Here is a 23,775-nt window from a genome sequence, read left to right as displayed (position 1 = left end):
ATTATCCTTATTTATCATTTTATTTTACTTCTATACATTATACAAATGATAATTCATATTCTTTCTGTAAGAATCCTACATTCTTCTTTATTTACTTATAATTATATTTTTTTATAATTTATTAACAAATAGATATTATTTAATAGTTAATTATTTAAAATTAATAGTGATTTTATAATAAAAATCACTATTAATTTTAATTTATATATAAATTAAATGAAAAAGGTTTTCAAACCATAATAATGAATACGATATTTAATAAAATCTATTTCTTATTTTAAATATAAATCAGATTCTGATATGATATATACATACCTAAAATATTAACAAACTATAGTTATGGAGGTGTCCTTTCATGACACAAGATTTATTGTTCATTACAAAACCTACTGTAAAGACAAAAGAAGCAGCCGACTTATTAGGAGTAACGGTACAAACAATTTTAAAAAAAGAAAAAGATGGATTAATAGAATGTGTATATAAAGATAACTGGAAGCAATTCGGTAGTAAGATTTTCTATTTAGAGGATATTGAACGTTTAAAAAATAAAAATGAGGTTAAAGGCCTTAGCACGAAAGAAGTAGCTGAAATTTTGAATGTTGCACCATCTACTATCTTTACATATATCAAATCTGGAAAATTACCTGCAACAATGGTAGAAAAAAGAGGAAAACAAGTATATCTTATCGATGAGGAAGAACTAGAGATTTTTATGCTTGATTATGAAAAAACCAAAACAAAAGAGCGAAAAACATTTATTACGAAGATTCAAGATGAAGATATATATTTATATCAATTATTAAAACATCTACACATTGGAAAAACCGCTAGGGTAATAGAGATTAATGGAGAAGACGGCAAGATTCTTACAGAGGACGAAGAAATTTTCCCTCTATCCACTTATAAGGAACATGATTACTCCTTTGAACCTTTCAATAAAAAAGCGGTAATTACTAAACGAGGGTATTTATCTTTTTCATTTAAAAAACCTCAATTATTTCATTCCATCACTTATAATCTCATAAACTTATTTTATAAAGAACTAGGTGTCACAAATATGCGATTAGATATTTCATCAGATACTATCAAATTAGAAATTAAGCCTTTCGTATTACAAGTAGATCCACTGCAATTTCAAGAAGAGGTTAAATACTTACATTCTCATATGAAATCCGGCACGATACTTCCTCATGTAGAAGGTATTTACTTTAAAAGTAATGTAGAGCCATTAACTTTTCATGCCGATCATGAATTCAAGCAAAGAGTCGTACAAATGGCAGCAGATGCGGGGCTAGGACAAGAGGAGTTTCTCTTGCAAGCTGTTCAATCTTATATAGAAGAGCGGGAACAGACGGACAATAGAACCCCATTTTCACCTATACAACAAAATAGTTTTATTCACTAGCTTCCATTACTTCAAACGGTGTTTGTTTATCATCCAACGGTAGCCTAAATCTACCATTACCGCGATCATATACATACCGATAATTTATTGACTCTATCCAAGCCTTTTCTTCATTTTTTCCTTTATATTCATCAAAAAAGCACTTCATCCAATTTAGATTACTTAGATCTAACACATTTCTAAACATTCCAATGCCTATGGAATTATCTTCAGAGGATCCATAGATGACATGATCTGCGCGGTTACTATAATTCAAATAAATAGAATTTAACAAAGGATCATAAGCCCAATAGTTCATACCAGGTTTAGTGGCATTAGTGAATTTTATTCTTATTTCATCGGTAGATTCGATGCACCCGTCTTTTCCATCTCTATGCTCAAAAATAATAGATGTTCCATTATCCATTACAGAATCCGCAAACAGAACGAAATCACCCAAGAAGCCCCAAGGTTCGAATGTGACACCACCTTTACCTGATAAATTTTTATCCTTTACATAATACGGTGTATTATATTTCAATCGTTCTCCATTTTTTGTGACAGGATCGGAATTATCTGCAGCTAACGCTGTTACTGGCAGGGAGGCTGCAGCGATTACTACAGCAAGTACACCCGTTAAACAGTTTTTCATTTTTTTACACGTTCCTTTCGTTTTTTACTCCTAAGCACTCTTACGGCTAAAATCGTAAGCTGACTAACTTTTTATTTACTACACATATATTTTTACGCAAGAATTACAGGAACATTTGGCGGATTATACATACTAGCAAACATCTGCAGAACTTTTTTTACTTTACTAAACATTCCCCTATACAGCAGAACACTTTTATTCATTAGCTTCCATTACTTCAAACGGTGTTTGTTTGTCATCTAAAGGTAGCTTAAAGTTCTCCTTATCTTGGTCATATACATGCCGAAAACTTGTAGACTCCATCCAAGATTTTTCCGCATGTTTCCCGTTGTATTCACTAAAATCAAACACTGCCGCAGCTCTCTCATTTATTACAGTCATTCCTTTTTTAAAGCTTCCTAGACCTATAGAATTATCTTCGGATGATCCATAAACAATATGGTCTGTCGTATTGTCATAATTTAAATAAACAGAGTCTAACAATTTATCACGAGCCCAATAGTGTACGCCGGGCTCATTCGATTTCGTTGATTTTATTCGTATCTTATCCATAGATTCGATGAACCCCTCTGATCCATCTCTATTCTCAAAAATAATTGGTGTTCCATTATCCGTTGCAGAATCAGCAAAAAGAACAAAATCATCTAGACCCCAACCTTCAAATGTGACACCACCTTTATCTGATAAATTTTTATCTTTTACATAATACGGTGTATTATATTTCAATCGTTCTCCATTTTTTGTGACAGGATCAGAATGATCTGCAGCTAACGCTGTTACTGGCAGAGAGGCTGCTGCAATTGTTACAATAAGTATGCTAGTTAAAGTTTTTTTCATATTTCCACACATTCTTTCTTATATATCTAAGCATAAAATAATAAACTTATACCTCTTGTTAAAAAAACTCTAGTGTAAAGTCCTCTCAAATACAAGAATCATTTATTTCACAATTAAAAGAGGGAGAAGAAATTTTGCCACTAAGCAAATCAATTCCCCTTTTAGCTTGTTCATCCCAACTTACATCAGAAACCATGAAACCGAACGATAAGGTTAAAAATGCACATATTGAAACTGTAGTAGTGACTTTTAAACGCATTAATTTGTCTCCTTTATTCTTTTTTACTACGTAACACAGGTAATTTATTATTTTATCCATAATTTATTTTATCGCATATAAAGATTAACTGTTGCGCAATATTTGTATGTTGACAAAAGACAATATACATTTTGAAATTATAAATAACCGTTGAGTTACCCTCGTTCTAATGTAAATAAAGGATATACTCTAAAAGACAATGAGGATTCCTAGCGGCATCGTTTTTTCTTTCTTTGAATTTGTGATAGCAATTGGATAAGACGGATTTTTATCAACTGTAATTACAAGAGACTTTGAAACATGAAAAGACTGCAAAGCCTTCTTGAAGAATTGCTCTTATCCCTGTCAAGCGAACAGATTCCGAGCCATATTTAGCACGTCTGCAAGAACAAATTAATAAATTTGGCTTTCAAGTAGAAGCGGTTGTTTTAGATGTAGGGGATTTTACCAATTACATTTGTAAAAAGCTAACGGAACAACGGATTTTTATGGTGATGGGCTATCGACGTTTCAGAAAATCCAAACAAGAAGTACCTAGAAGTTTTTTTCAATATGTCAAACAAATCGATAAATTTGTTTGACCAATGGGGTGTATCCTCACATATTGTACAACGGATTGTAAAGGGCAAAGGTAATACAAATCAAATCCAGCAGTCTGTTCAATTCGTTCAGGTTGTTTTTCAGCAAATCAAACATGTCGAAGAATCAATCGATATGTTTGGGAAGAATACAAAGAAATCGCTCTTGTGAATAAACGAACGAGTGCTGGAACACGTTTATATAAATTACGCAGTTCAACCATTGAACGAAGCTTTGCGGATGCTACAGAACTACATGGTTACCGGTATGCTCATTTTCGAGGGCGGGAGTCTGTCCAAATGCAGGCGTATCTTTACAGCAGCTTGCTAAAATAGGAAAAAATTGCTCTTCACCTAGCTAAAAAGAACTGGGTAAAGAGCGATTTTTTTGATATTAAATTCATACATGTAATATTTTGTCATGCATCCTATAAAAAATCATGTGTTCAGGTTTTTTTCAATACTCTGTGTACCTTAGGTACCAACGTACTGTTAGTAAAATGATATCTGGCTGGTAATGCTTCCATTTGAACATATTTTTTTATACTGATCAAGCACCTTTTATAAAGTAATCATATCAATATGTCCGAAATTTTAAGATTCATTGCACAAGTTTTATAGTTTTTGCATCAGAACCAATCTACTCAAATTAACTGTTATAGTTTTGTTAATTGTCTTCTCATATCTTTTATCACCAATTTTTTCATCGTATCTAAAATAGGAAGACTTAAGATCTATTTTCGCAAACTTAGCAATAACATTTCGAATATGCGCTTCATATCGTGAGCTATTTTCTCTTTTAAACTAATAGGTCTTTTAATTGACTGTTTATATTTTTCAACACTAACTCAATATATTGTCTGTAATTAGTATAAGGGAATAGTGGTTTCACATGATCTTCCCAACCTAAGTAAGCTAAATAGATATTTTCTCCATGCAATAATTCTTTGTGAAATATACGATTGTACATATAAACTTCCTTTTTTATGAAGCTAACCAATTGTAAAATGGGACTTTCCCTGTATATTCATGTTCGGAAAGTGTACGAGTAATTATATTTCGATCTAGCTTGTCTTTTTGTAACTGTTTTTTTGCATTCTCTTTTATTCTACGAAGCTCTAAATCTTCGATTTTATTAACTAATGCCGTAATCAAATAATCCCTAAAATTAGAGATTTTTCTTTGGTTGTATTTATCCATTACTTTTTTTAATACAGATTTAAAGCTACGATCTGTTAACTCGTCTTTTGTTGCGTCCCGAAGAGTATTTACAATTATATTTAATTGTTCTTCATTTAGGGAAAGAGAAGAGAAGCTTCGCTTATCATCATCAATTTTCGCTATATTATTTATATATATTTTGGTATTTTCTTTTTTGATATTTTTTCTTTGGTTATTTATATTGTACTGAATTTCCGAATCTTCGGAAACCATTTCCTGATTTTTAGAAATTGGTTTACCGAATTCGACCCGAACTAAATATCCTTCTGAAATTTGCTCCTGAATTGTTTCCTCTAACATCGCGGCAACATCTTCTTTAACTTGTCCGTAAATGTAAATCTGTTGTATGAACTTACCTTTTTCCAATACTTTTATACGCGCTGCATATTTGTTATATATTAATTCTTTAAGTGCGTTATAGTGTGCGTCACGTCCGTTTTTAGAACGTTGAATAATATCAGGCATGTTAACCTTCCAGGCTCCGTCACGATGTGAACAGAACTGAATTAAAAGATATTTCGCCATCCCTGTAAGATTACAATCATCAAGTAGAGTGTTCTCTACAACACTATGCCCACGTTTCCGAGCATGTTTAAAAACATCGTTAGCCATAATAAAAAATCCTCCATTTATTGCCCCGACAAAATTTAGGTACAGCGAATAGAGGATTTGTAGTTTACGTTTTTTAAAAATTATGATACTATTTAGGTATCAACTTAATTGACGTATATACAAAACCTCTGTTTCGGGTTTTTAAATGGTGTCTTGGCGACCAACCTTTCGACCATCTAAAAACTTCTGTCTGTCGGGGGTTTTTTATTTTATATAAAAGTTAGTTATTTAACAATCTATGTATCTACTCTCCATCTTAGCAGAATATTGAAGAAAATAGAAGAGTAATCGGGAATCTTAACGATTCTCGTCATAATTTAATGGTTCACAAGTGCAAAATCACATATAGCCCACTTACGGAAATAGGTAGACTATCAAAAAGACACCATAAGATGTCTTCCTCCGGCTTGAACTACTTTAATTTTAATAATATATATTAGACTCCCATCCAAATATTATTTTATCTTGTTAAATAATGTTGGTCATTAGGAAGACAACAGCTTAATAGATTGTGGAACAATGCACAATAGTGTGGTGGAGGCTATGTTAATGCGCGATGTTCCTTTATTTAACAACGGGATAGTAAAATTTCACGTATCTTATGTAACAGTAAATAGACAAATTTAGAAATAGGGAAATTCCTTCATGGCTCGATAGTTATCTTTATTATCAGCTATCGATAGGGAGACAGAAAAACAAGTTCAGAAAGAAGTAGTGAAAATACGGTTCTGTTGCAAAGTTAAAAAATCATTCGAATTTATGAATGAATCGTACAATTTTGTGTAAATCACTGAGCATGTATTCTGAATGAGTGCATGTTAATTCGTATTTTTTAAGAAATTAAAACTTTGCAACAGAACCTATTTTGTATATGGTAGCTACCTATGTATGATCTCTATCATACACAATTTGTACAATAAATAAGGACAAATTATCACTATCTAAATATAACGATAAAAGTTAAAATAGCTTTACAGATCATCTACAGGAGATAACGTACACATTTTTCTTTTGTGGTGCAGTTAAATTTCAGATTAATCTATCTAGTAGATATGCTAGTGATTTTGAGATCGTATGATAGGGAGGTGAATGACCATGAAAACAGGTGATTTTGTCCGGCATTTTCCAGAACTTGCTGAAGTCATTATTATATTACAGCAAGGGTGCTGAGTACATATGGCTAGGCGGTTCTGTAATTTTAGTATAGGCTGTACCAACCCGAAAGGAATGATTTGGAATTTTCCTCTTTCGCTCATCCATCCATATATAATCCGCTCTTTTTTTACAACGTATTCTTGTTTATGCAATACAGGCTACCCTTGTTTTTATACAGTTTGAAGGAGTCTTCTTGTTAGGAAAAAGATGCGTGTAGACGTAAGAGCCAGCAGTCACCGGTTGTAGCCATGAGAATGTCCAAAATAAAGAAAGGACAATATAAAATATGAAAAAATCTTTAGCAAGCATACTTAGTTTAGCAATTGCTGCAGATCATTCCAATCCTGTTACAAAAAATGGAGAACGATTGAAATATAATACGCCATACTATATAAAAGATAAAAATTTGCCTGATAAAGGTGGCGTCACATTCGAACGTTGGGGCTTAGATGATTTCTTACTTTTTGCGAATGCTGCAACGGATAATGGAACGCCTATTATTTTTGAACATAAATATGGAATAGATGGGTTCATCGAATCTACTAATGAAGTAAGAATAAAATCAGCTAAAGCCAATAAACCAGGTTTATACTATTGGGCTTATGATCCTTTATTCAATTCTATTTATTTGAATTATAGCAACAGCGCAGATCATGTCATTTATGGATCATCCGAAGATAATTCTATAGGTCTAGGAAGCGCTGTGAAAGGAGTCCATGAGAGTGCTACGGGGTGGTCTGATTTTAATGGATATTACGGAAACAATGTGGAAAAAGCTTGGATGGAGTCAACAAATTATCCGCATTCATACGACCCTGGTAAGGACAGATTCGCGTTACGTTTGAGTGAGTTACAAACACCTTTTGAAGTGATAGAAGCTAGCGAACAAAACGCTTCTGCCGAAAAGTTGCTGAATAAAAATCTAGTAAACAAAATGGAGTCTGTGAGGAGAACATTGGTACGATGAACAAATTTAAATATCTATTCTTAGTATTTCCTTTGGTAGGTGGGTTCAGTATGGGTACAATCTCAGCTACCACATCGTTTGCTGATTCTTACCAATCAAAAAAGAGGGTATCATCAGAGAATCCGTTTCAAGGATACCTTGTAAAAAATGGGGGCAAAACGCTTCTTCCCGAGGAACAAAATAACGTAGCCATGAACCAGGAGCAAATTCCCGTTCCTCAGCTTTCCGCTAATCCCTATGACCCTATTCCTAAGCAGGGAACGACAGTCAATGAATTTGGAAATATAGGTGATGTGCTGTATTTTAATGATGGTACCTATATGGAAAAAAGTGAGCATGGTCTCATTATCATCGGAAAATATTCTCAGACAAACACCTATAGAATGTTAGATTTAGGGAAAACTATTTCTTTCACGGCGAAATGCAATCAGGATCCAGAATTTGCGAAGCAAGTGCAATCCTTTTGGACAGAAACAAAAGTAAAACGGGCGACAAAATTTAAGCGTGTGGTATACAGTACGCAACCTGTTACAACTCTATATACTTTTAACCAAGCAGTTCAATCTGGATTATCCATAGAGAATGCCTTACATTTTGCGTTCACAATGGGGTGGAAAACTGACATGAAAGCGCTTCTCGACGGAGCGATAGCTACGTTGAGTGAATTATTGACTGCAACGTATCATCATCCCATTACTGTAACAGAAGAGGTTAGCCATACACAAAACATCCCGATAGGAGTAGATAATTCATCCTATGGGTATACAGAATATACAGCCGCAGTCTATCAAATACATTCTGTGTATACAGTAGAACCAGGTGCGGCACTTCAAAAATATTTACAAGATAATCATCTAGCTTTACAACAAACACAGTTCGAATATTTGAATTCATCTATTTTGATTATCCAGACACCAGGAAGCTATAAAACGGATTCTTGAGTTTGTAGTAGTATCGCAGTGCCGTATGTACAGAGAAAGACATTGAAATGATTCCAGTTTTTACATAAACAAAAGAGAAGTCATATTCCAGACTTCTCCTTTTCGCGTACAAGGAATGAACAATGATTCAAGGTTCCTTACGCGCCAACTATATGTTGAAAACAAAGTTGTGTATTTTAAACTTTGCAATCTACTCCATTCAAGCACTTTTAACGCATTTCCCGAAAGAATTCTCCTTCCTCAAGGGTGTGAAGGGCGTAGCCAAACGGTTTTCCTGTTTATTTTGCCTCTGATATAATCAGTCTTATAAATTATAAAGTCTGATATATAAATGAAATATGTTTGGTCGACTATCTAAAAATTATAACATCACATGAGTTGACCATATTCATATTTTGTTCAAGGCACACCCTAATACAGAAATGAAAACATTCATCAATGCTTATAAAAGTGCAAGTTCTCGACTGATTAAAGAGACTTTCCACAAGTGAAAAAGAAACTTTGGAAAGAGATGTTTTGGTCCAGAAGTTTTTGCTTGCTAACTACTGGTGGTTCGCCAATAGACGTAGTAAAAACATATATTGAAAATCAAGGTGAAATGATATGGCAAAGCAGAATAAAGCATATACATTCCGTTTGTATCCAACAGAAGACCAAGCACATCTTATGCGTAAAACCTTCGGTTTTGTACGTTTCGTGGGTTCTGTTGCAAAGTTTTTTAAATGCAGCTAAACTGTAGGGAAAATGTGCTAAGGAGAATGAAACATGAGATATTTTAAAGAAAAGCAATTCAAAAAAGATATTATTTTAGTAGCCGTTTTTCTTTAAGTTATCGCGATGTATCTGAACTTTTGAGAGAGCATGGAATATTGGTTCATCCAACAACTATCATGCGTTGGGTCCATGAATATGGGAATTTGATTTATCAAATCTGGAAGAAGAAAAACAAGCAGGTACGATCATCGTGGAAATTAGACGAGACTTATATAAAAGGAAAAGGAAAATGGGTTTATTTATATCGTGCGATTGATAAAGATGGATACACATTAGATATTCAGCTTCGAAAAACACGAGATCATCAGGCGGCATATGCCTTTATGGAAAGATTGGTAAAGCCCCAGCGTTACTATGTGCATTTAACAAATTAAAAGAACAAGGTTTTTATAAACATACAACTCATTGCACTATCAAACATCTGAATAATCTTATAGAACAGGACCGTAGGCATGTTAAAAGACGTTTTGTTAAATCCGCAGGATTTCAAAACCTTCGACATGCTTCTCGTACCTTGAAAGGCATTGAAACCGTTCATGCTTTATATAAAAGAAACCGAAGTCTTGGCTCAGACTTCGGTTTTTCAATGTACAATGAATTACAACAATTACTCACAATTGCATAAGATTCAGATATACTCAATTTCACCTTTTTATTTCTTAAGAAACTTTGCAACAGAACCTTTCACCTAATATTGGAATCATTCAAGCCAATGGACACGATTCACAGTTTACACATAGTGATTATAATCCTATGAGTACTGTGTTTACGGGGATTCAAATCCATTGGAATTACATTAAAGGCTCAAACGAATCAATTGGAAAAAATGAGGTTTGTAGCAGTTGTTGATTCAGGTGTTCAGAGCACACATCCTAATTTAAAGATAAGATAAACCTCGGTTATGATTATGTACGAAATAATATGGTTGATGTTTAAATAATGTAATTCCTTTTACGTCGAAAAAGAGAAGTCTGGAATGTAAATTTCCCCTTTTTTGGCTCACATATACACATACTTTTACTTTTTGAACAATTTTGTCAGACTACGGAAAACATTGTAGTTTTTTATATAAAGAAAATAACAGGAATAAACAGAGTATTTCACGTATATCTTAAAATGGTGATAACAACCCAAAAAATTCCATTTACACAAAAAAATATGTTTATAATACCAATAAAACATATAAAGTTCTGAGTTTCTTCACCGTCTCGAAAAGAGAGTATGCTATATCAAATCCATTTTTATAGGGGGGTATTTTATGAATTCATTACAAGAACAATCCATTATTCCTTATAATGTACTGGTAAGCCCGCCAAGGGGCACTGCAGGGAGTCAATTTGGTGATTTTGAGGACCTTATTACTTCCCTAAAAGAAGCATGGGTGGAATTTCAAAAAACAGGTAGTGACAAATTATTAACAACGGTTCTACAGAACGGATTCTCAGCAGCGAGTGGGGGAAGCTTCAATTATCTAGCAGTTTTACAAGCTGGTATAGGAATATTAGGAACAGTTTTAGGCGCTGAAATTCCTGGCGTTGCTGTTGCAGCACCAATTCTCAGCATGGTGATTGGTTGGTTGTGGCCACACAGTAGTAAAGATGATACTCAACAATTGATTAATTTGATTGATGCAGAAATTCAAAAACAGTTGAATCAAGCCTTATCTAATCAGGATAAAAATAATTGGCAGGGGTATTTGAATGCTATTTTTACATTAGCGAGCGAGGCAGCGGACACCGTAGTCGATGCGCAGTTTACTGGCGTACAAGGAGATCAAAACAGACAACCAAGACAACCAAGCCCTTCAGATTATGTAAATGTTTATAATGAACTTGTTGCGGCTAATTCCGCTTTTATTATCGCCCTAAGTCAAATGGTCACTGGAAATTTTGACACGCTTGCGATACCTTTCTTTGTTATAGGAGCAACTGTACAATTATCAACGTATCAATCTTTTATCCAGTTTGCAAATAAATGGATTAATGTAGTGTACCCAGATCAAACACAAGGTGATGGGCTTACACAAAAACAAAATCTAGTTAGAATAAAAGGAATCATGCGGACAGCTATTCATGACAACACACAAAAAGTGTTTGATGCTTTTAAATCGGGGATGCCTTCATTAGGATCTGATAAAGCTTCGATCAATGCCTACAATGTATATATTCGAGGAATGTTGTTAAACGGCTTAGATATGGTTGCAACATGGCCTTCCATGTATCCTGATGATTATACTTCTCAAACAGAATTAGAACAAACACGTGTTATTTTTTCAGATATGGTTGGACAGGATCAAATCAATAATGGGACTACGACTATTCATAATATTTTTGATAGCAATGGTTATCAACATCAACCCATCAACCTGAATGATATCTCGTATTTTCCAGGAGAATTACAGTACATTCGAACGAAAACATACAACCCTAATAATGCTTGTTACCCCTATGGACTTTATTTAGATTATACAAATAATAAGACGTACCGCTACGGGGATAATGATCCGGGAAATAACACCAGCTGGGATCATCGTGCGATTGCCCCTGTCCAGACAATTAATGCGATTACTCAAAATACTCGTTATGTAGATGCGGAAAGCTTATCGACAGAAAATGCTGACTTAGCAGGTTGTGCTACACCTGGTTATTGTAATGCTGCGACGTGTACACCGGGAAGCTATTGTGTAAATGGAAGTTCTGGATATGCAGCGAGTTGTAATACTCCGTTACCGAATCAAAAAATAAATGCACTATACCCTTTTACACAAACAAATGTGTCGGGAGCATCTGGGAAATTAGGAGTAATGGCGAGTTTCGTTCCCTATGGTCTAAGTCCAAACAATGTTTTTGGTACAATCGATCCTGATACACTAAATATCGTTGGAAAAGGGTTTCCGGCAGAAAAGGGATTTCTTACGAATGGGAACCGTCCTGTAGTGGTAAGAGAATGGGTGAATGGTGCGAATGCTGTAAACCTTACTCCGGGAAATACTTTGTTGATAACAGCAACAAACTTAACAGCGGGAAAATATAAAGTTCGTGTACGTTATGCAAACGCTGGTACAACTACTGCATCTTTAACGCAAAGTGTAGTAGCAAATGGTGGCCAGATTCAAGGTGGTGGATGGGGATTTAAAAGTACTACAGATGCCAATATACAAGCAAACTTCCCAAATCAAGTATATGTATCGGGACAACAAGGAAATTATGTAGTCCAAGACATCTCATGGCCTACAGGTGGCGGATCTGGTGATCCTCTTACTTTACCTTCAGGAAATGTGGTAGTAGCACTTACCTTACAGCCACAGGAAACAAACACACAAGTATTTATCGATCGCATTGAGTTGATTCCATTTTTGGATCCGGATGCATTTACTCTTAGTCCTTTACAAACTAAAACTATTTGGAGCGGAGAGTTACAGTATAAATCATATGTAGCCGGTAGTTCTTCTACGGATCAGATACCTCCTGAAATACAGCCACTACAAGTGTGGTATGTAAGACAAGGGCAATGGATAGCAAATCGAGTATTGAACCAGGGATACGCAGACCCATCAGGATTTGATGCAATCATATTATATAATAATCCTCATGATTATAGTTTAACAATAACAGGTAGTGCAAAAGCCTATTTAGGTACGGACCAGCCACCTACTAACTAATGTTTCAGACTTTGAATTTCGACATTCCTAGCAAATGATATTTGGGTGATTTTCAATTTTTTACACACTCTCGAAAGCAGCGTGCTAATATTATATCTATTTAATAGATTCAAAATAAGTATAGAGGAGTGATGATATGGTGGTAAATATGAATCAAGTTGCTTCGTCGATCGTAACTACATCTAACGATGTGGCCCAAGTTCGTACAATGACACAAAGTCTTTTTTCGACCGATAATCCGAATCAACTAGCTCCCGGTGTGACCGATTACTGGATTGATTATGTGCATCAACAAGTTCAATCTCTACCAAATAGTTATGCAATAGAAAAACGGGAATTAAATACACAAGTGAATCAGGCAAAACGTCTGAGTAAATCACAAAATGTATTGCGCAGTGGGAGTTTTACAGGTGAAGGGTGGCAACTTGGACGCAAGGTGTTCATCTCATCAGGAGACTCACAATACGCGGGGCAGCAACTGGTGTTACCTCCTTCTTCCCTTGTATATCCATCTTATGCCTATCAGACTGTACCGGAATCAGTATTAAAACCGTATACACGTTATTATCTATCCGTTTTTGTCTTACAAGCGGATTCTCTACAAATTATGGCTTCCCGCTATGGAAATGAAGTCAATCAAGTCGTGAATGTAGCCTATTCTACGTCTCTGCCAACTTCTGTAGAAGGTGTTAACAGTAGTCCAAACTTCTTTCAATATCCAATTGATGTAGGTGCATTACATCCAGAAGCGAATATAGGCATTACAGTTGGTTTTACCGTACCGTCGAATGGATTCGCAAAAATAAGTCAAGTTTCCTTGACAGAGGGACGCCCACTAACTGCGGCAGAAATAAGAAAAGCACAAAACCAAGAGGAACAATGGCTACAACCCTATTTGGCGCAACAGGCACAAATCACTGCGGGTTTACAGCAGGCTACAAATCAATTAAATGCCATGTACGATTCATCCAATTGGAGCGGAACGATCGGACCAAACGTAAGTTATACCGATATAGAGAACTTAACAGCACTTCAAAACAGTGCTCCTCAAGAAGGATCTATGCCAGGTATACCAATGCAAGATCGATATGCACAACAAAAAGCAGCAATCTATCAAGCCGCTCTTCGCGCTTGGAATCAACTACAAGCACGGAATATTGTTCAAAATGGTTTGTTTCTTCAACAAGCACAAAACTGGAATATAGCCGGTACAGTGAGTTTCCCACAAGACAGTAATCGGAAACCTGTCTTGACATTATCGAATTGGGATAGCACAGTTACTCAAATCATTACCTTACCAAGTGAGGGCGGCAACACAGAGTATCGTGTTCGCGTTCGTGCCAAAGGACAAGGAACGATTTCCATTGTGCCACCAGGAAATCAAAGACATATGTTATTCTTCACCCAACCTACTTTTATGACCCAAGAATTCTATTTCTATCCAGATGCGAATACGAGCCAAGTGGATTTGATTATTCAATCAGAGGGTGCAGAGTTTACGGTAGATTGGGTAGAAGTACAAGAAATGATATATGAAGAAATCACACCACATAGTGTTTCAGGTGGAGATACAGTAATAAATACCATTGGGGTTGCTACTCCACTCGCACAACCAGGAGCATCTATAATGGCATCACATTCACAAATCAAGCTGTCGACAAATCAACCTGCTAGTAATTGTCAGTGCAAGCCAACAAGTCATGCACCTTTCAGCTGTCAATGTAATCAAAAATAAGGATGTCGGTTCGCTAAACGCTATTCATGAGAATGTATCAGAACGTAAAAGAAAGAGACAGAACCTAGGAGTACCTTCTCTCAACCTAGATTTTGTCTCTTTTTTATGGCGTTACAACACACATATGCAATCATACAATATAGAATTATCCCAAAATGTATAACGAATGCTTTCATTTTGACAGGCACTACATTATTTCGAGAAGAAAATAATACTAAACTCCTTTAATATTATTAGATACTATTCGAGGTTCTGTTGCAAAGTTTTTTAAATGCAGCTAAACTGTAGGGAAAATGTGCTAAGGAGAATGAAACATGAGATATTTTAAAGAAAAGCAATTCAAAAAAGATATTATTTTAGTAGCCGTTTTTCTTTAAGTTATCGCGATGTATCTGAACTTTTGAGAGAGCATGGAATATTGGTTCATCCAACAACTATCATGCGTTGGGTCCATGAATATGGGAATTTGATTTATCAAATCTGGAAGAAGAAAAACAAGCAGGTACGATCATCGTGGAAATTAGACGAGACTTATATAAAAGGAAAAGGAAAATGGGTTTATTTATATCGTGCGATTGATAAAGATGGATACACATTAGATATTCAGCTTCGAAAAACACGAGATCATCAGGCGGCATATGCCTTTATGGAAAGATTGGTAAAGCCCCAGCGTTACTATGTGCATTTAACAAATTAAAAGAACAAGGTTTTTATAAACATACAACTCATTGCACTATCAAACATCTGAATAATCTTATAGAACAGGACCATAGGCATGTTAAAAGACGTTTTGTTAAATCCGCAGGATTTCAAAACCTTCGACATGCTTCACGTACCTTGAAAGGCATTGAAACCGTTCATGCTTTATATAAAAGAAACCGAAGTCTTGGCTCAGACTTCGGTTTTTCAACGTACAATGAATTACAACAATTACTCACAATTGCATAAGATTCAGATATAATCAATTTCACCTTTTTATTTCTTAAGAAACTTTGCAACAGAACCGTTTTAGTTATGTCTGCAAAACCAATCAATGACGGAATGATGGTTTCGCAAACCAAATATAGCCACTTCCATCTTGAACAACTCATTCAGATTCGTCTACAAACACTTTGAATTTATATATAATAAAAACACCTTAATGAGTGAATATGGAATAGTGCCCTTATAATCACTCTTAAAATGATTGTAGATAATTTTTATATCGTAAAAATTAAAAACTCCCTTTTTCCCCTTTAAAAAGGATAAAATCAAAGTTGTTTCTAATAAAAGAGGATTGTATTTTGAATATAACTCCTGTATGGTAAGCCCATACAAAACATACATTCAGGAGCGTAATACATAATGAAACTCATTTTGAAAACAAGTATAGCTCTAACACTGTTTTCTTTTTCTCTTATGGGATATCAGTCACCACAAACACAGCCGAAACAAACATCTTCATTAACCGAACAACAGTTATGGCCGATGCTTGGTATCAAACGGCTGGAGAAGTTAAAACACTCTATCATCAAGGATATACTATCGGAAAGATGAAATTAGACATGGCACTTGCCAAAGGTACCGAGAAAAAACCTGCCATCGTTTTAGATTTAGATGAAACAGTGGTGGATAATAGTCCGTATCAAGCCATGACCGTGAAAACAGGAAAAGGATATCCATTATAAATGGGACGAATGGATTCAACAAGCGAAAGCAGATTCTCTTCCTGGCTACGTTTCCTTTTTACAACATGCCAATGAAAAAAGTGTGGCGATCTACTACATCTCAAATCGCAAACAGAGTTAATTAGATGCGACTTTACAAAACTTACAGAAACTGAATATCCCGCAAGCTGATCAGGAGCATGTCTTATTGCAAAGAAAAGATAAAAAAGGAAAGGAAGAGCGAAGAAAAAATATTGCGATAGATAGAAATCAAGCGGTCGAAGAGATGCACGAAGCACTTGGAGAAAAGTTTATTGTGTTTCCGAATCCGATGTATGGGGATTGGGAATCCGCTTTATATCAATATGACTTCAAAAAGTCAGATGCTGAAAAAGACAAATTCCGTAAAGATGCATTGCGTGTATTTAAAGATGGAAAATAACGGAAACTATGGGGCGACTTTTAAGCATAACAGTCGTTGATTTATTAATAACAAATAAGCTCCAAAAGATTATCTGGGACTTCTTTTTCTTCTATTGTTTTTTTATGTATCTATAAATACTATTCATAACAATTTCTTCGTTTTTCTTCCAACACTCTTCCGCTTCCTCTAATGTACAAATTTTTACCAATTCATTAATAGCAGTATCTTTTACTAAGAATGTGGCTACAGCCCTTGTAGATTTTGAGTATTTGGCTATTACTGCATCTATAATATTATCTATTTCCAAAGAAAAACTTCCTTGAATATCTTGTTTAAGCATTGGGGCTTCGGATAGTTCTTTTAATCGAGAATTAAGCATATATTCTACATAACCCATTTGCGAATCTATATCTACACGGAAGCGGATATCATCAATAATTTCTAAAACCAATTCCTCATGTTTTTTCCATTTTTCTAATACTGTAGGATATACTTTCCCTTTACATTGCTCTTCAAAACGTTTAATTTTCTGTTCAAATGTATTTGGCAGCTGAAATTCATCTAATTTTTTTCAAAATGAGCTAAATCCGTATCCTTTCTTTTTTGACTACGTATGATAAATTTAATTTTTTGTACCTTCCTACCTAACTTAATTTCTTCAAATTCAAAAGATATATCAGTTTTTTGATTTAATTCTTTTTGGGAAGGTTTCAATACACGCTGTTTAAAATTTGCATAATTAGGATATACATCAATCGCATCTAAGTAATACCTTAGATTCTCAAGGCTAATTGTCCGCTCTTTTATATGTTCATATTGTTTCCCTTTTTCGGGGGATGAGCAAAATCGAATATAAAAAATGGAGGAAATCTATGGGTAACGTTCAAAATTATGAAGAACAAGATACATATTTTTCTATGATACAAATGCATCTGATTTTGCAAACCTCTATTGTTATCGAGTACGCTCTCCTTTAGTTGAGGATTGCATTAAAGGTGGCATAATAAATGATATAGAAATTATACCTTTTACCCTGGACAATGAACGATATAATTTCACTAGATATTATCTAACATTTTTAATTAAAAAGTTGAATCAAAATAATGGACACTTGGACATTGCTACTAAACAATATACAAGTCATTATAGGTATATAAATGATGCTACATATTATTTAATGATGGATGCTCAATTTTGACAAATCAATTAAAACAATAAATTAACTCCCCATTACTTTAAAAGATGGGGAGTTAATTTATACACGCTCTCTATTATTATAAATATGGCAACCGAGATGTGCTTGTTTGCGACTTTTATATCGATAAGGTATTTCAAATGCATCTATCACTTTATCACAGTGAATGCAAATATCTATTTTTCCAAACATACTTTGTAGTTTATTCACGAGATGTATAATTTCATTTTTGTTTAAAGTAATTTGAACATGAGTTAAACCTTTGGAATTTACATTAGACTGACTGATTTCAACTAAATCATTTTTTATATGTGCCAATGTGTCATCTCTAATTAAAATGGTCTTCACCAATCCCAATCACCTTCCTTATTTTATATTCTGCTCAGGAAGTTTTAGGATTAAACTATTCAGGTGAAGTCTTTTAACATGTATTATCAATCATTGGATACAGCTTGCAATCAGGCAGTACTAACAGAGGATTTTAGAATTAGACATCTTACACCAAAAGAAACTTGGCGACTTCAAGGGTTTTCAGATTCGGCTTTGAACGAGCAAGTAAAGTAAATTCAGATATACAGCTGTATCGACCGACAAGCGGGTAATTCTGTTAGTGTTCCTGTTATTTTTGCGATTGTAAAACGTTTGAAATGACGGAATTTTTAATTATTTAATGATGTTTTACTCTGATACGCTGTGCTAGTATGAAGATATAATTTAAAAAGGGAGGAAATCACAATGAATTACATACTTTTTAGAACTGCAGATGGGAATACAGGTTATATGAGTCAACATGGGAATGGTGGCGGACATCATCGTGAGCCAGGGGGCATTCAAGGGGTTAGTGTAAAACGTATGTATTTTCACCACAAGTTAAGGTATACTGTGAAATGAAGAGCAATCTGTAAGGATTAGTTGCTAGATATAGTGAGTTTACGCAGAGAAGAGATACAGTCACGGATTATGATCGTGGCTGTATCTCTTTTTTGAAGCGTGTTCACAACACACTCTATACATATAGGCTTTTCTTTTGTATGGTAGAAGCTATTTTGATATGATATATACGTTACAAAAACTTGCAAAATCACAAACACAACAAAGACAGTCTGGCATAACTGTCTTTGTTGTGTTTTTTCGTAAAAAGAGGCGGTCCAAAGACCGCCTCTTTTATGCCTGCTCTATGATTTTCTTTACTTCTTCAATCGTGAGTTCACTGGCTTGTGCAATGGTTTCCATTGGGACTTGTAATCTATGCATACCGAGAATCATTTGACGTTTTCCTTCTTGAAGCCCTTGTTCTCATCCTTTATTTAACGCATGTGCAATGCCTGCCGCTTCATCCATCAAAATCTTTTCGCGTGCTTCGTAAGGTTGACGGAACGAAGCATCTTGACTCATATGTTCCCATTTATCCATTGCTTTCTGTAAAATTGGGTCCTGATTCATCGCAATCGCCTCCAGAGTATGTGTTAAATGCTCATCTTCATTGGCTGGTAATAGTAATAACCACCGAACAAAGGAATCTTCCCATGGATTTACTTTTTCCTCTCGCCACTGCTGTTGCAATTTTGGAATTTCCACGACATGAATTTCGATATCATCGCTTAAGAGTTGCTGCTGTTGCATATTCCACAATTTCCCCGTCGTATGAAATGCTTCATAGTCTTTAAACATGACAAAGTTCAATAAGTTGATTGTAATGGTTTTATGCAATGAGCTGTAGGGCATTCCCTTTTTTAATTGAGATGCATAGAGCTTGCTCCAATAATAAAGGGATCGCTTTAAAAGGTCATGATTATTATTCAACTGGATCTCAATATTAATTTTGGTTCCTGTGTCTAATGTGGCCGATACGTCTAGAATTGATAATTTATCCTCTTCATGTTCTCAATGTAAATGTGGATCTTCGAATTGCAGGGATCGAATAGGAGATTCCAATGAATCAGCTAACATTGCATTTAGAAATGTTAACAAGATATCTTCGCTTCCGGATGTCCCGAATAATTGTTTAAAGGCAAAATCAATACGTAAATTGACCAATTTTAATTGGACATGAGCTTCCTCTCCCTGTCTGATAAGATCTCTTTTTTCTTATTGTACATAAAAACAAATTGAACATGCAAACAGGCTCTTATGATTAACATAAGAGCCTCACTGCAGATACATACAATAGATTAGATAACGGCCATGACCTGACTTGAAAAACACCTGAAAATTTTCACAAAAGAAATCATATTTAGTATACATCTAATTAGAAATATATACAAAGAATGGTGAAACACATCGCTTTTTCACCATTGATTTATGATATGATATACTTGCGGATTCGGTTTGTGCAACAAGCTATTTAGGGATAATATACATTTCACAATCAGCACATTTTCTAAAAGTAGCATGTCTTACTACTCATAAGGCATGCTATGTTAATAATATCCAAATAAAAAACGTCTTTTATGTGCTGATAAAAGACGTTTTTTTATGCCTAAAACCGCATAATATAGTTCTTGCTTGAGCTTCTTTAGTATACAACAAATTAGCCATGAGTGCTTTATTTTTCTACGTATGTATAAAGCTTTTCTAACACGTACTTTCATTGAACTACTCACCACTCATCAAACCTTTTAATTGTGCTTCTGCTGATCTCCGATCCATGATTGTGGTACAAAGTTCAGTAATAAGTTTTCCATGATCAAAGATAATTTGTTTCTTAGTATATAGATCAATGTATTCTCCTAAACATTTACTGAGTGTAACCTCCGCTTCCCCATTTTCGTGAATGACACCTGAAAAGATGGTTTTCTTTTTGTTATAGACTTTATAGTATTCAAGTATTGAGCATAAAGATTTCACTAAATCACGGAGCATTTCTTCCAAATCAGGATACATATCTTTTGCTATTTCTTCATTTAGAATAAAATCCATTCCCTTGTCTGTCACATCAAATCGAAATAAAAAAATCATTACTTTCACCTCACTGATTCATTGATTTTTCTATCATAACAGAAATTCTACTCCCTTCCGAACACACTTCCAACCACTTGAATGATCCATTTCATCATATAATCTAGCCATTTCAATCAGCAGAAGCACAATTTTCTTATGTTTTGTATCTAAAATAGATTTTTCATACTCCATAACTTTGAAAATCTCTCCATCTGTCACATAGACTTAAGTACATATATCTGGATCATAAAAAAATACTGTCATTTCAGCATTTCTCAGCGATTTCTCCCCAAAAAAACAAAAGATTTTACGCCTCTCAAAACCGCAACTTAATACCCTTTTACAATAGGAATTTCCATGTAAAAACAGCCCCACAAAATAACAAAAAAGTCTTGCTGTAAAAACAAGACTTTTCGATTTATTACTTTCAATAAGGAAGAGGGCTTACTTCTTCATTTTCATGTCGATGATCGCATTTCTTGCAAAAAAGAATCCAATTTGGATGTTCGTCATACATGGGGATCATTTCAAATTCCCTTTCTTCTCTTTTGATACATACTGGACATAACATATTAATTTCCTCCTTTTTATATACGATATTGATTTTCACTTTTGTAAGACTGTATATTGAACTTCCTCTGAAACAAATAAACTTGCGGAATTCACTTTTATACTACATTTTCCTAATCACCACTTTACTTCCAATTGCAATTTTTCACTTGCTTCCTCTAAAGATTGTGCTGGAATAATCGTAGATTGTGAATCTGTTACCTTGCCGCTATACATCACTGAGAAAATTAATTCATATTGATGTATCAAGATTTCTCCACTCCTTTTCTCCTGGATTCCCTCACAAATCATTCTTATTTATCACTTGCTCTTGTAGTTTTTGAAGATGGGTACGCATTTGTGATACGTACCAGCTTTTTCTCAATCGGATGATTGCAATTCCTACAATTAAAATCCAAAAGGCTTGTAGAAAAATATCTTGTGTTTCCCATAACGTGCACAAATAAAGAAGACTTCCCGAACAAAAATAATACATGGCCAATAATAGGTTTATATTTGCGATTATCATTTGTTTCTTTACAATTGCGGCTATTCCTGCCAAAACAAGCTTACAAACTCCTATACTTAGAAAAATATATGCAATAACCTTAAAAAAAATCATTCCAACACCCCTTCCCCTCTAAAAACTCATTTAAGCCACTTAAAACACCAAATAAAAGACATAATCTTATTCGATACCAAACATATTAAGAGTTTCTTTGAAGGCGATTACAAACGAAGCTGAAACGTCATTTTTTCTGGAATGGAAACTTTTTGTGTTGAAAATCATATATAAGCTGTTTTCCAACGCAGCCAATTGAAAATCCTGTAAAAAATGTTGCACCAACAATTTTTAATCCCCATTTCCACATGTTTTCTTGTAAAAAATGATGCGAAACATAAAGACATACCCCTGTGCAAATAATGATCAAAATTCCATATTCATCATATTTTCTTTGTTCTAACTTCTGTTCATGGAACGGATATACCTGGATAAATAAAAAGGCTATCAGCAAAACTGAAAGCCCAATTCCCAATACGATCATTTTTTATCGCCCCATTTCCACTCGATTACACTTCTTTATAGCGCTCCTGTAACAATTGCTGTACACGTGCCGCATACATTCTAAAATGGGGAATGTTTTGTGCGGCAACCTTTCCAAAATCCATTTGCATTAATGTTTCTTCTAGCAATTTAAACTCAAATTCCAGGAATTTATCATGTTGTTTCTGAATCGAATGCGGGATATTATGCAAGGCATCCGCGATTTCTCGTACATATGTCACACTGGATTCATCTTGATTTGAATAGGAAAATACATTTCGAATCAATACAAACGTTTCTTGCAATATTTCATATCCAATATGATGCAATACATTTTTATTTACCAACTCCCCTCATTCCTTTCTCTATGGCCCTTCAATTCCTGTATTGATTTGGAACTCATAATTTTCTACAAACCATTTTTCACCTTCTAATAGTAAATTTAATTTCATGGTGTGTTTTTCTTGTTGTTCTGTTCCATCAACCGTTACAAGATAATCATATTTAACCGTTACATCGGCTTTATTATCAGCGGTTTTAATGTAATACATATCCGTTATCTTTGCTTTCGTTTGAATGTGCATAGACCCATCATCTTCTATATGGTTATGTGCATCCTCTGGTGCATTTAATAATTTGTTTCGTGCTTCTCCTGTTATCATTTCTTTGATCTTTTCAAACCCTGGCTTTTCTTTTTGCTTGTTATCATTCTGTATTAACAGCTCTACAAACTGTTTCGCTACTTCTTGCCCTTTATCTTGCGTATTTTCTGTTAAAACTGTTACGCGCTTTTCCAATGCTCGATTCTCTGTTTTTAGCTCTTTTACTTGTTCCGTCCATTTCTTTTCTGTCTGCTCAACTTTATACTGTAAGGTACGATTTTGATTCCATAACCATACACTGATACCCACTAGTACAACTATGATTAAACCAACGATTCCCTGTTTCATCCCTAATTCTCCCTTTCTTTCCGCTTATTTCGGCAAATAAGGTGCTGGGTCGATTTGACCAAACCTCAAAGATGTTTTGATCTCAAAGTGAAGATGTGGCCCTGTTACTTGCCCTGTTCTTCCGCAAACACCTACTTGTTGCCCGACTCCAATGTTTTGTCCTTCTTGTACAGTAATGGACGACATATGACCGTATAAACTCCAATATCCATTCCCATGATTGATAACAACTACGTTTCCGTTTGGATAG

Annotated in this window: 16 protein-coding genes and 13 pseudogenes; 13 read left to right on the top strand and 16 right to left on the bottom strand. The window is 34.6% G+C overall.

Annotation, left to right across the window (positions count from 1 at the left end; all coding sequences use genetic code 11):
- Positions 1 to 355: 355 nt before the first annotated feature.
- Positions 356 to 1,405, top strand: coding sequence for a helix-turn-helix domain-containing protein (locus F3I02_RS09475; protein WP_196477879.1), 1,050 nt, complete (start codon positions 356 to 358; stop codon positions 1,403 to 1,405).
- On the opposite strand, the gene F3I02_RS09470 is transcribed toward F3I02_RS09475, so the two are convergent.
- From F3I02_RS09470 to F3I02_RS09455, 4 genes and pseudogenes are all read right to left on the bottom strand, one after another.
- A complete protein-coding gene (locus F3I02_RS09470; protein WP_196477878.1) occupies positions 1,395 to 2,036 on the bottom strand; it encodes a hypothetical protein in 642 nt (213 codons plus the stop codon). The genes F3I02_RS09475 and F3I02_RS09470 overlap by 11 nt on opposite strands.
- Positions 2,037 to 2,231: 195 nt before the next feature.
- Positions 2,232 to 2,873 carry a hypothetical protein gene (locus tag F3I02_RS09465; RefSeq protein WP_196477877.1) on the bottom strand — a complete coding sequence of 214 codons (642 nt, stop codon included), beginning with the start codon at positions 2,871 to 2,873 and terminating at the stop codon, positions 2,232 to 2,234.
- Between the two features lie 85 nt (positions 2,874 to 2,958).
- Positions 2,959 to 3,132 carry a hypothetical protein gene (locus F3I02_RS09460; RefSeq protein ID WP_196477876.1) on the bottom strand — a complete coding sequence of 58 codons (174 nt, stop codon included), beginning with the start codon at positions 3,130 to 3,132 and terminating at the stop codon, positions 2,959 to 2,961.
- A gap of 204 nt (positions 3,133 to 3,336) precedes the next feature.
- Positions 3,337 to 3,468, bottom strand: a pseudogene (locus F3I02_RS09455) (IS6 family transposase); the annotation flags it as partial.
- Between the two features lie 20 nt (positions 3,469 to 3,488).
- On the opposite strand from F3I02_RS09455, the pseudogene F3I02_RS33825 reads away from it, so the two are divergent.
- Positions 3,489 to 4,046, top strand: a pseudogene (locus tag F3I02_RS33825) (transposase); the annotation flags it as partial.
- A gap of 133 nt (positions 4,047 to 4,179) precedes the next feature.
- Here F3I02_RS33825 and F3I02_RS09445 read toward each other — a convergent pair.
- Both F3I02_RS09445 and F3I02_RS09440 read right to left on the bottom strand, forming a co-directional pair.
- Positions 4,180 to 4,245 (bottom strand): annotated as a pseudogene (locus F3I02_RS09445) (IS6 family transposase); the annotation flags it as partial.
- Between the two features lie 449 nt (positions 4,246 to 4,694).
- Complete coding sequence (locus tag F3I02_RS09440; RefSeq protein WP_196477875.1) at positions 4,695 to 5,543, bottom strand: hypothetical protein; 849 nt, start codon at positions 5,541 to 5,543, stop codon at positions 4,695 to 4,697.
- Positions 5,544 to 6,984: 1,441 nt separating this feature from the next.
- Here F3I02_RS09440 and F3I02_RS09435 point away from each other — a divergent pair.
- The 9 genes and pseudogenes from F3I02_RS09435 to F3I02_RS34830 all read left to right on the top strand — a co-directional run bounded on the left by F3I02_RS09435 (position 6,985) and on the right by F3I02_RS34830 (position 16,864).
- Positions 6,985 to 7,665: a hypothetical protein gene (locus F3I02_RS09435; protein ID WP_196477874.1), complete on the top strand. Its 681-nt coding sequence runs from the start codon at positions 6,985 to 6,987 to the stop codon at positions 7,663 to 7,665.
- A 50-nt stretch (positions 7,666 to 7,715) separates the two neighbouring features.
- Positions 7,716 to 8,606: a hypothetical protein gene (locus F3I02_RS09430; protein WP_196477873.1), complete on the top strand. Its 891-nt coding sequence runs from the start codon at positions 7,716 to 7,718 to the stop codon at positions 8,604 to 8,606.
- Between the two features lie 338 nt (positions 8,607 to 8,944).
- A pseudogene (tnpA, locus tag F3I02_RS09425) lies at positions 8,945 to 9,204 on the top strand (IS200/IS605 family transposase); the annotation flags it as partial.
- A 5-nt stretch (positions 9,205 to 9,209) separates the two neighbouring features.
- Positions 9,210 to 9,305 (top strand): annotated as a pseudogene (locus F3I02_RS09420) (helix-turn-helix domain-containing protein); the annotation flags it as partial.
- Between the two features lie 66 nt (positions 9,306 to 9,371).
- Positions 9,372 to 10,005: pseudogene (locus F3I02_RS09415) on the top strand (IS6 family transposase).
- Between the two features lie 633 nt (positions 10,006 to 10,638).
- Positions 10,639 to 13,041 (top strand): insecticidal delta-endotoxin Cry8Ea1 family protein, encoded by a 2,403-nt coding sequence (locus F3I02_RS09410; RefSeq protein WP_196477517.1) that lies wholly within the window; start codon positions 10,639 to 10,641, stop codon positions 13,039 to 13,041.
- Between the two features lie 136 nt (positions 13,042 to 13,177).
- Entirely contained in the window at positions 13,178 to 14,776 is a 1,599-nt protein-coding gene (locus tag F3I02_RS09405) for a hypothetical protein (protein ID WP_196477872.1), read from the top strand.
- 314 nt (positions 14,777 to 15,090) lie between these two features.
- Positions 15,091 to 15,724, top strand: a pseudogene (locus F3I02_RS09400) (IS6 family transposase).
- Positions 15,725 to 16,113: 389 nt separating this feature from the next.
- Positions 16,114 to 16,864, top strand: a pseudogene (locus F3I02_RS34830) (5'-nucleotidase, lipoprotein e(P4) family).
- A 69-nt stretch (positions 16,865 to 16,933) separates the two neighbouring features.
- Here F3I02_RS34830 and F3I02_RS09390 read toward each other — a convergent pair.
- A pseudogene (locus F3I02_RS09390) lies at positions 16,934 to 17,668 on the bottom strand (replication initiation protein); the annotation flags it as partial.
- Between the two features lie 433 nt (positions 17,669 to 18,101).
- Positions 18,102 to 18,389: a hypothetical protein gene (locus F3I02_RS09385; protein WP_308018165.1), complete on the bottom strand. Its 288-nt coding sequence runs from the start codon at positions 18,387 to 18,389 to the stop codon at positions 18,102 to 18,104.
- Positions 18,390 to 18,476: 87 nt separating this feature from the next.
- Between F3I02_RS09385 and F3I02_RS33810 the strand changes: the two are divergent.
- Positions 18,477 to 18,692 (top strand): annotated as a pseudogene (locus tag F3I02_RS33810) (DNA cytosine methyltransferase); the annotation flags it as partial.
- Positions 18,693 to 18,776: 84 nt separating this feature from the next.
- Positions 18,777 to 18,932 carry a hypothetical protein gene (locus tag F3I02_RS09380; protein WP_196477488.1) on the top strand — a complete coding sequence of 52 codons (156 nt, stop codon included), beginning with the start codon at positions 18,777 to 18,779 and terminating at the stop codon, positions 18,930 to 18,932.
- Between the two features lie 273 nt (positions 18,933 to 19,205).
- Here the strand turns inward: F3I02_RS09380 and F3I02_RS09375 are convergent.
- The 8 genes and pseudogenes from F3I02_RS09375 to F3I02_RS09340 form a co-directional block, all read right to left on the bottom strand.
- A pseudogene (locus tag F3I02_RS09375) lies at positions 19,206 to 20,114 on the bottom strand (Rpn family recombination-promoting nuclease/putative transposase).
- Between the two features lie 522 nt (positions 20,115 to 20,636).
- Positions 20,637 to 20,999: a hypothetical protein gene (locus F3I02_RS09370; RefSeq protein ID WP_196477487.1), complete on the bottom strand. Its 363-nt coding sequence runs from the start codon at positions 20,997 to 20,999 to the stop codon at positions 20,637 to 20,639.
- Between the two features lie 588 nt (positions 21,000 to 21,587).
- Positions 21,588 to 21,800, bottom strand: a pseudogene (locus F3I02_RS09365) (hypothetical protein).
- A 31-nt stretch (positions 21,801 to 21,831) separates the two neighbouring features.
- A complete protein-coding gene (locus tag F3I02_RS09360; RefSeq protein ID WP_196477486.1) occupies positions 21,832 to 22,152 on the bottom strand; it encodes a hypothetical protein in 321 nt (106 codons plus the stop codon).
- 127 nt (positions 22,153 to 22,279) lie between these two features.
- Positions 22,280 to 22,576, bottom strand: coding sequence for a hypothetical protein (locus tag F3I02_RS09355; protein ID WP_196477485.1), 297 nt, complete (start codon positions 22,574 to 22,576; stop codon positions 22,280 to 22,282).
- 25 nt (positions 22,577 to 22,601) lie between these two features.
- Positions 22,602 to 22,922 carry a hypothetical protein gene (locus tag F3I02_RS09350; protein WP_196477484.1) on the bottom strand — a complete coding sequence of 107 codons (321 nt, stop codon included), beginning with the start codon at positions 22,920 to 22,922 and terminating at the stop codon, positions 22,602 to 22,604.
- An 18-nt stretch (positions 22,923 to 22,940) separates the two neighbouring features.
- A complete protein-coding gene (locus tag F3I02_RS09345; protein WP_000808980.1) occupies positions 22,941 to 23,525 on the bottom strand; it encodes a hypothetical protein in 585 nt (194 codons plus the stop codon).
- Between the two features lie 24 nt (positions 23,526 to 23,549).
- Positions 23,550 to 23,765: pseudogene (locus tag F3I02_RS09340) on the bottom strand (M23 family metallopeptidase); the annotation flags it as partial.
- Between the last annotated feature and the right edge of the window lie 10 nt (positions 23,766 to 23,775).

The sequence above is a fragment of the Bacillus sp. SRB3LM genome, assembly GCF_015712745.1.
Classification (GTDB): Bacteria; Bacillota; Bacilli; order Bacillales; family Bacillaceae_G; genus Bacillus_A; species Bacillus_A thuringiensis_K.
Note: the sequence above shows the minus strand (reverse complement) of the source record. Positions and strands in the feature narration are given on the sequence as shown.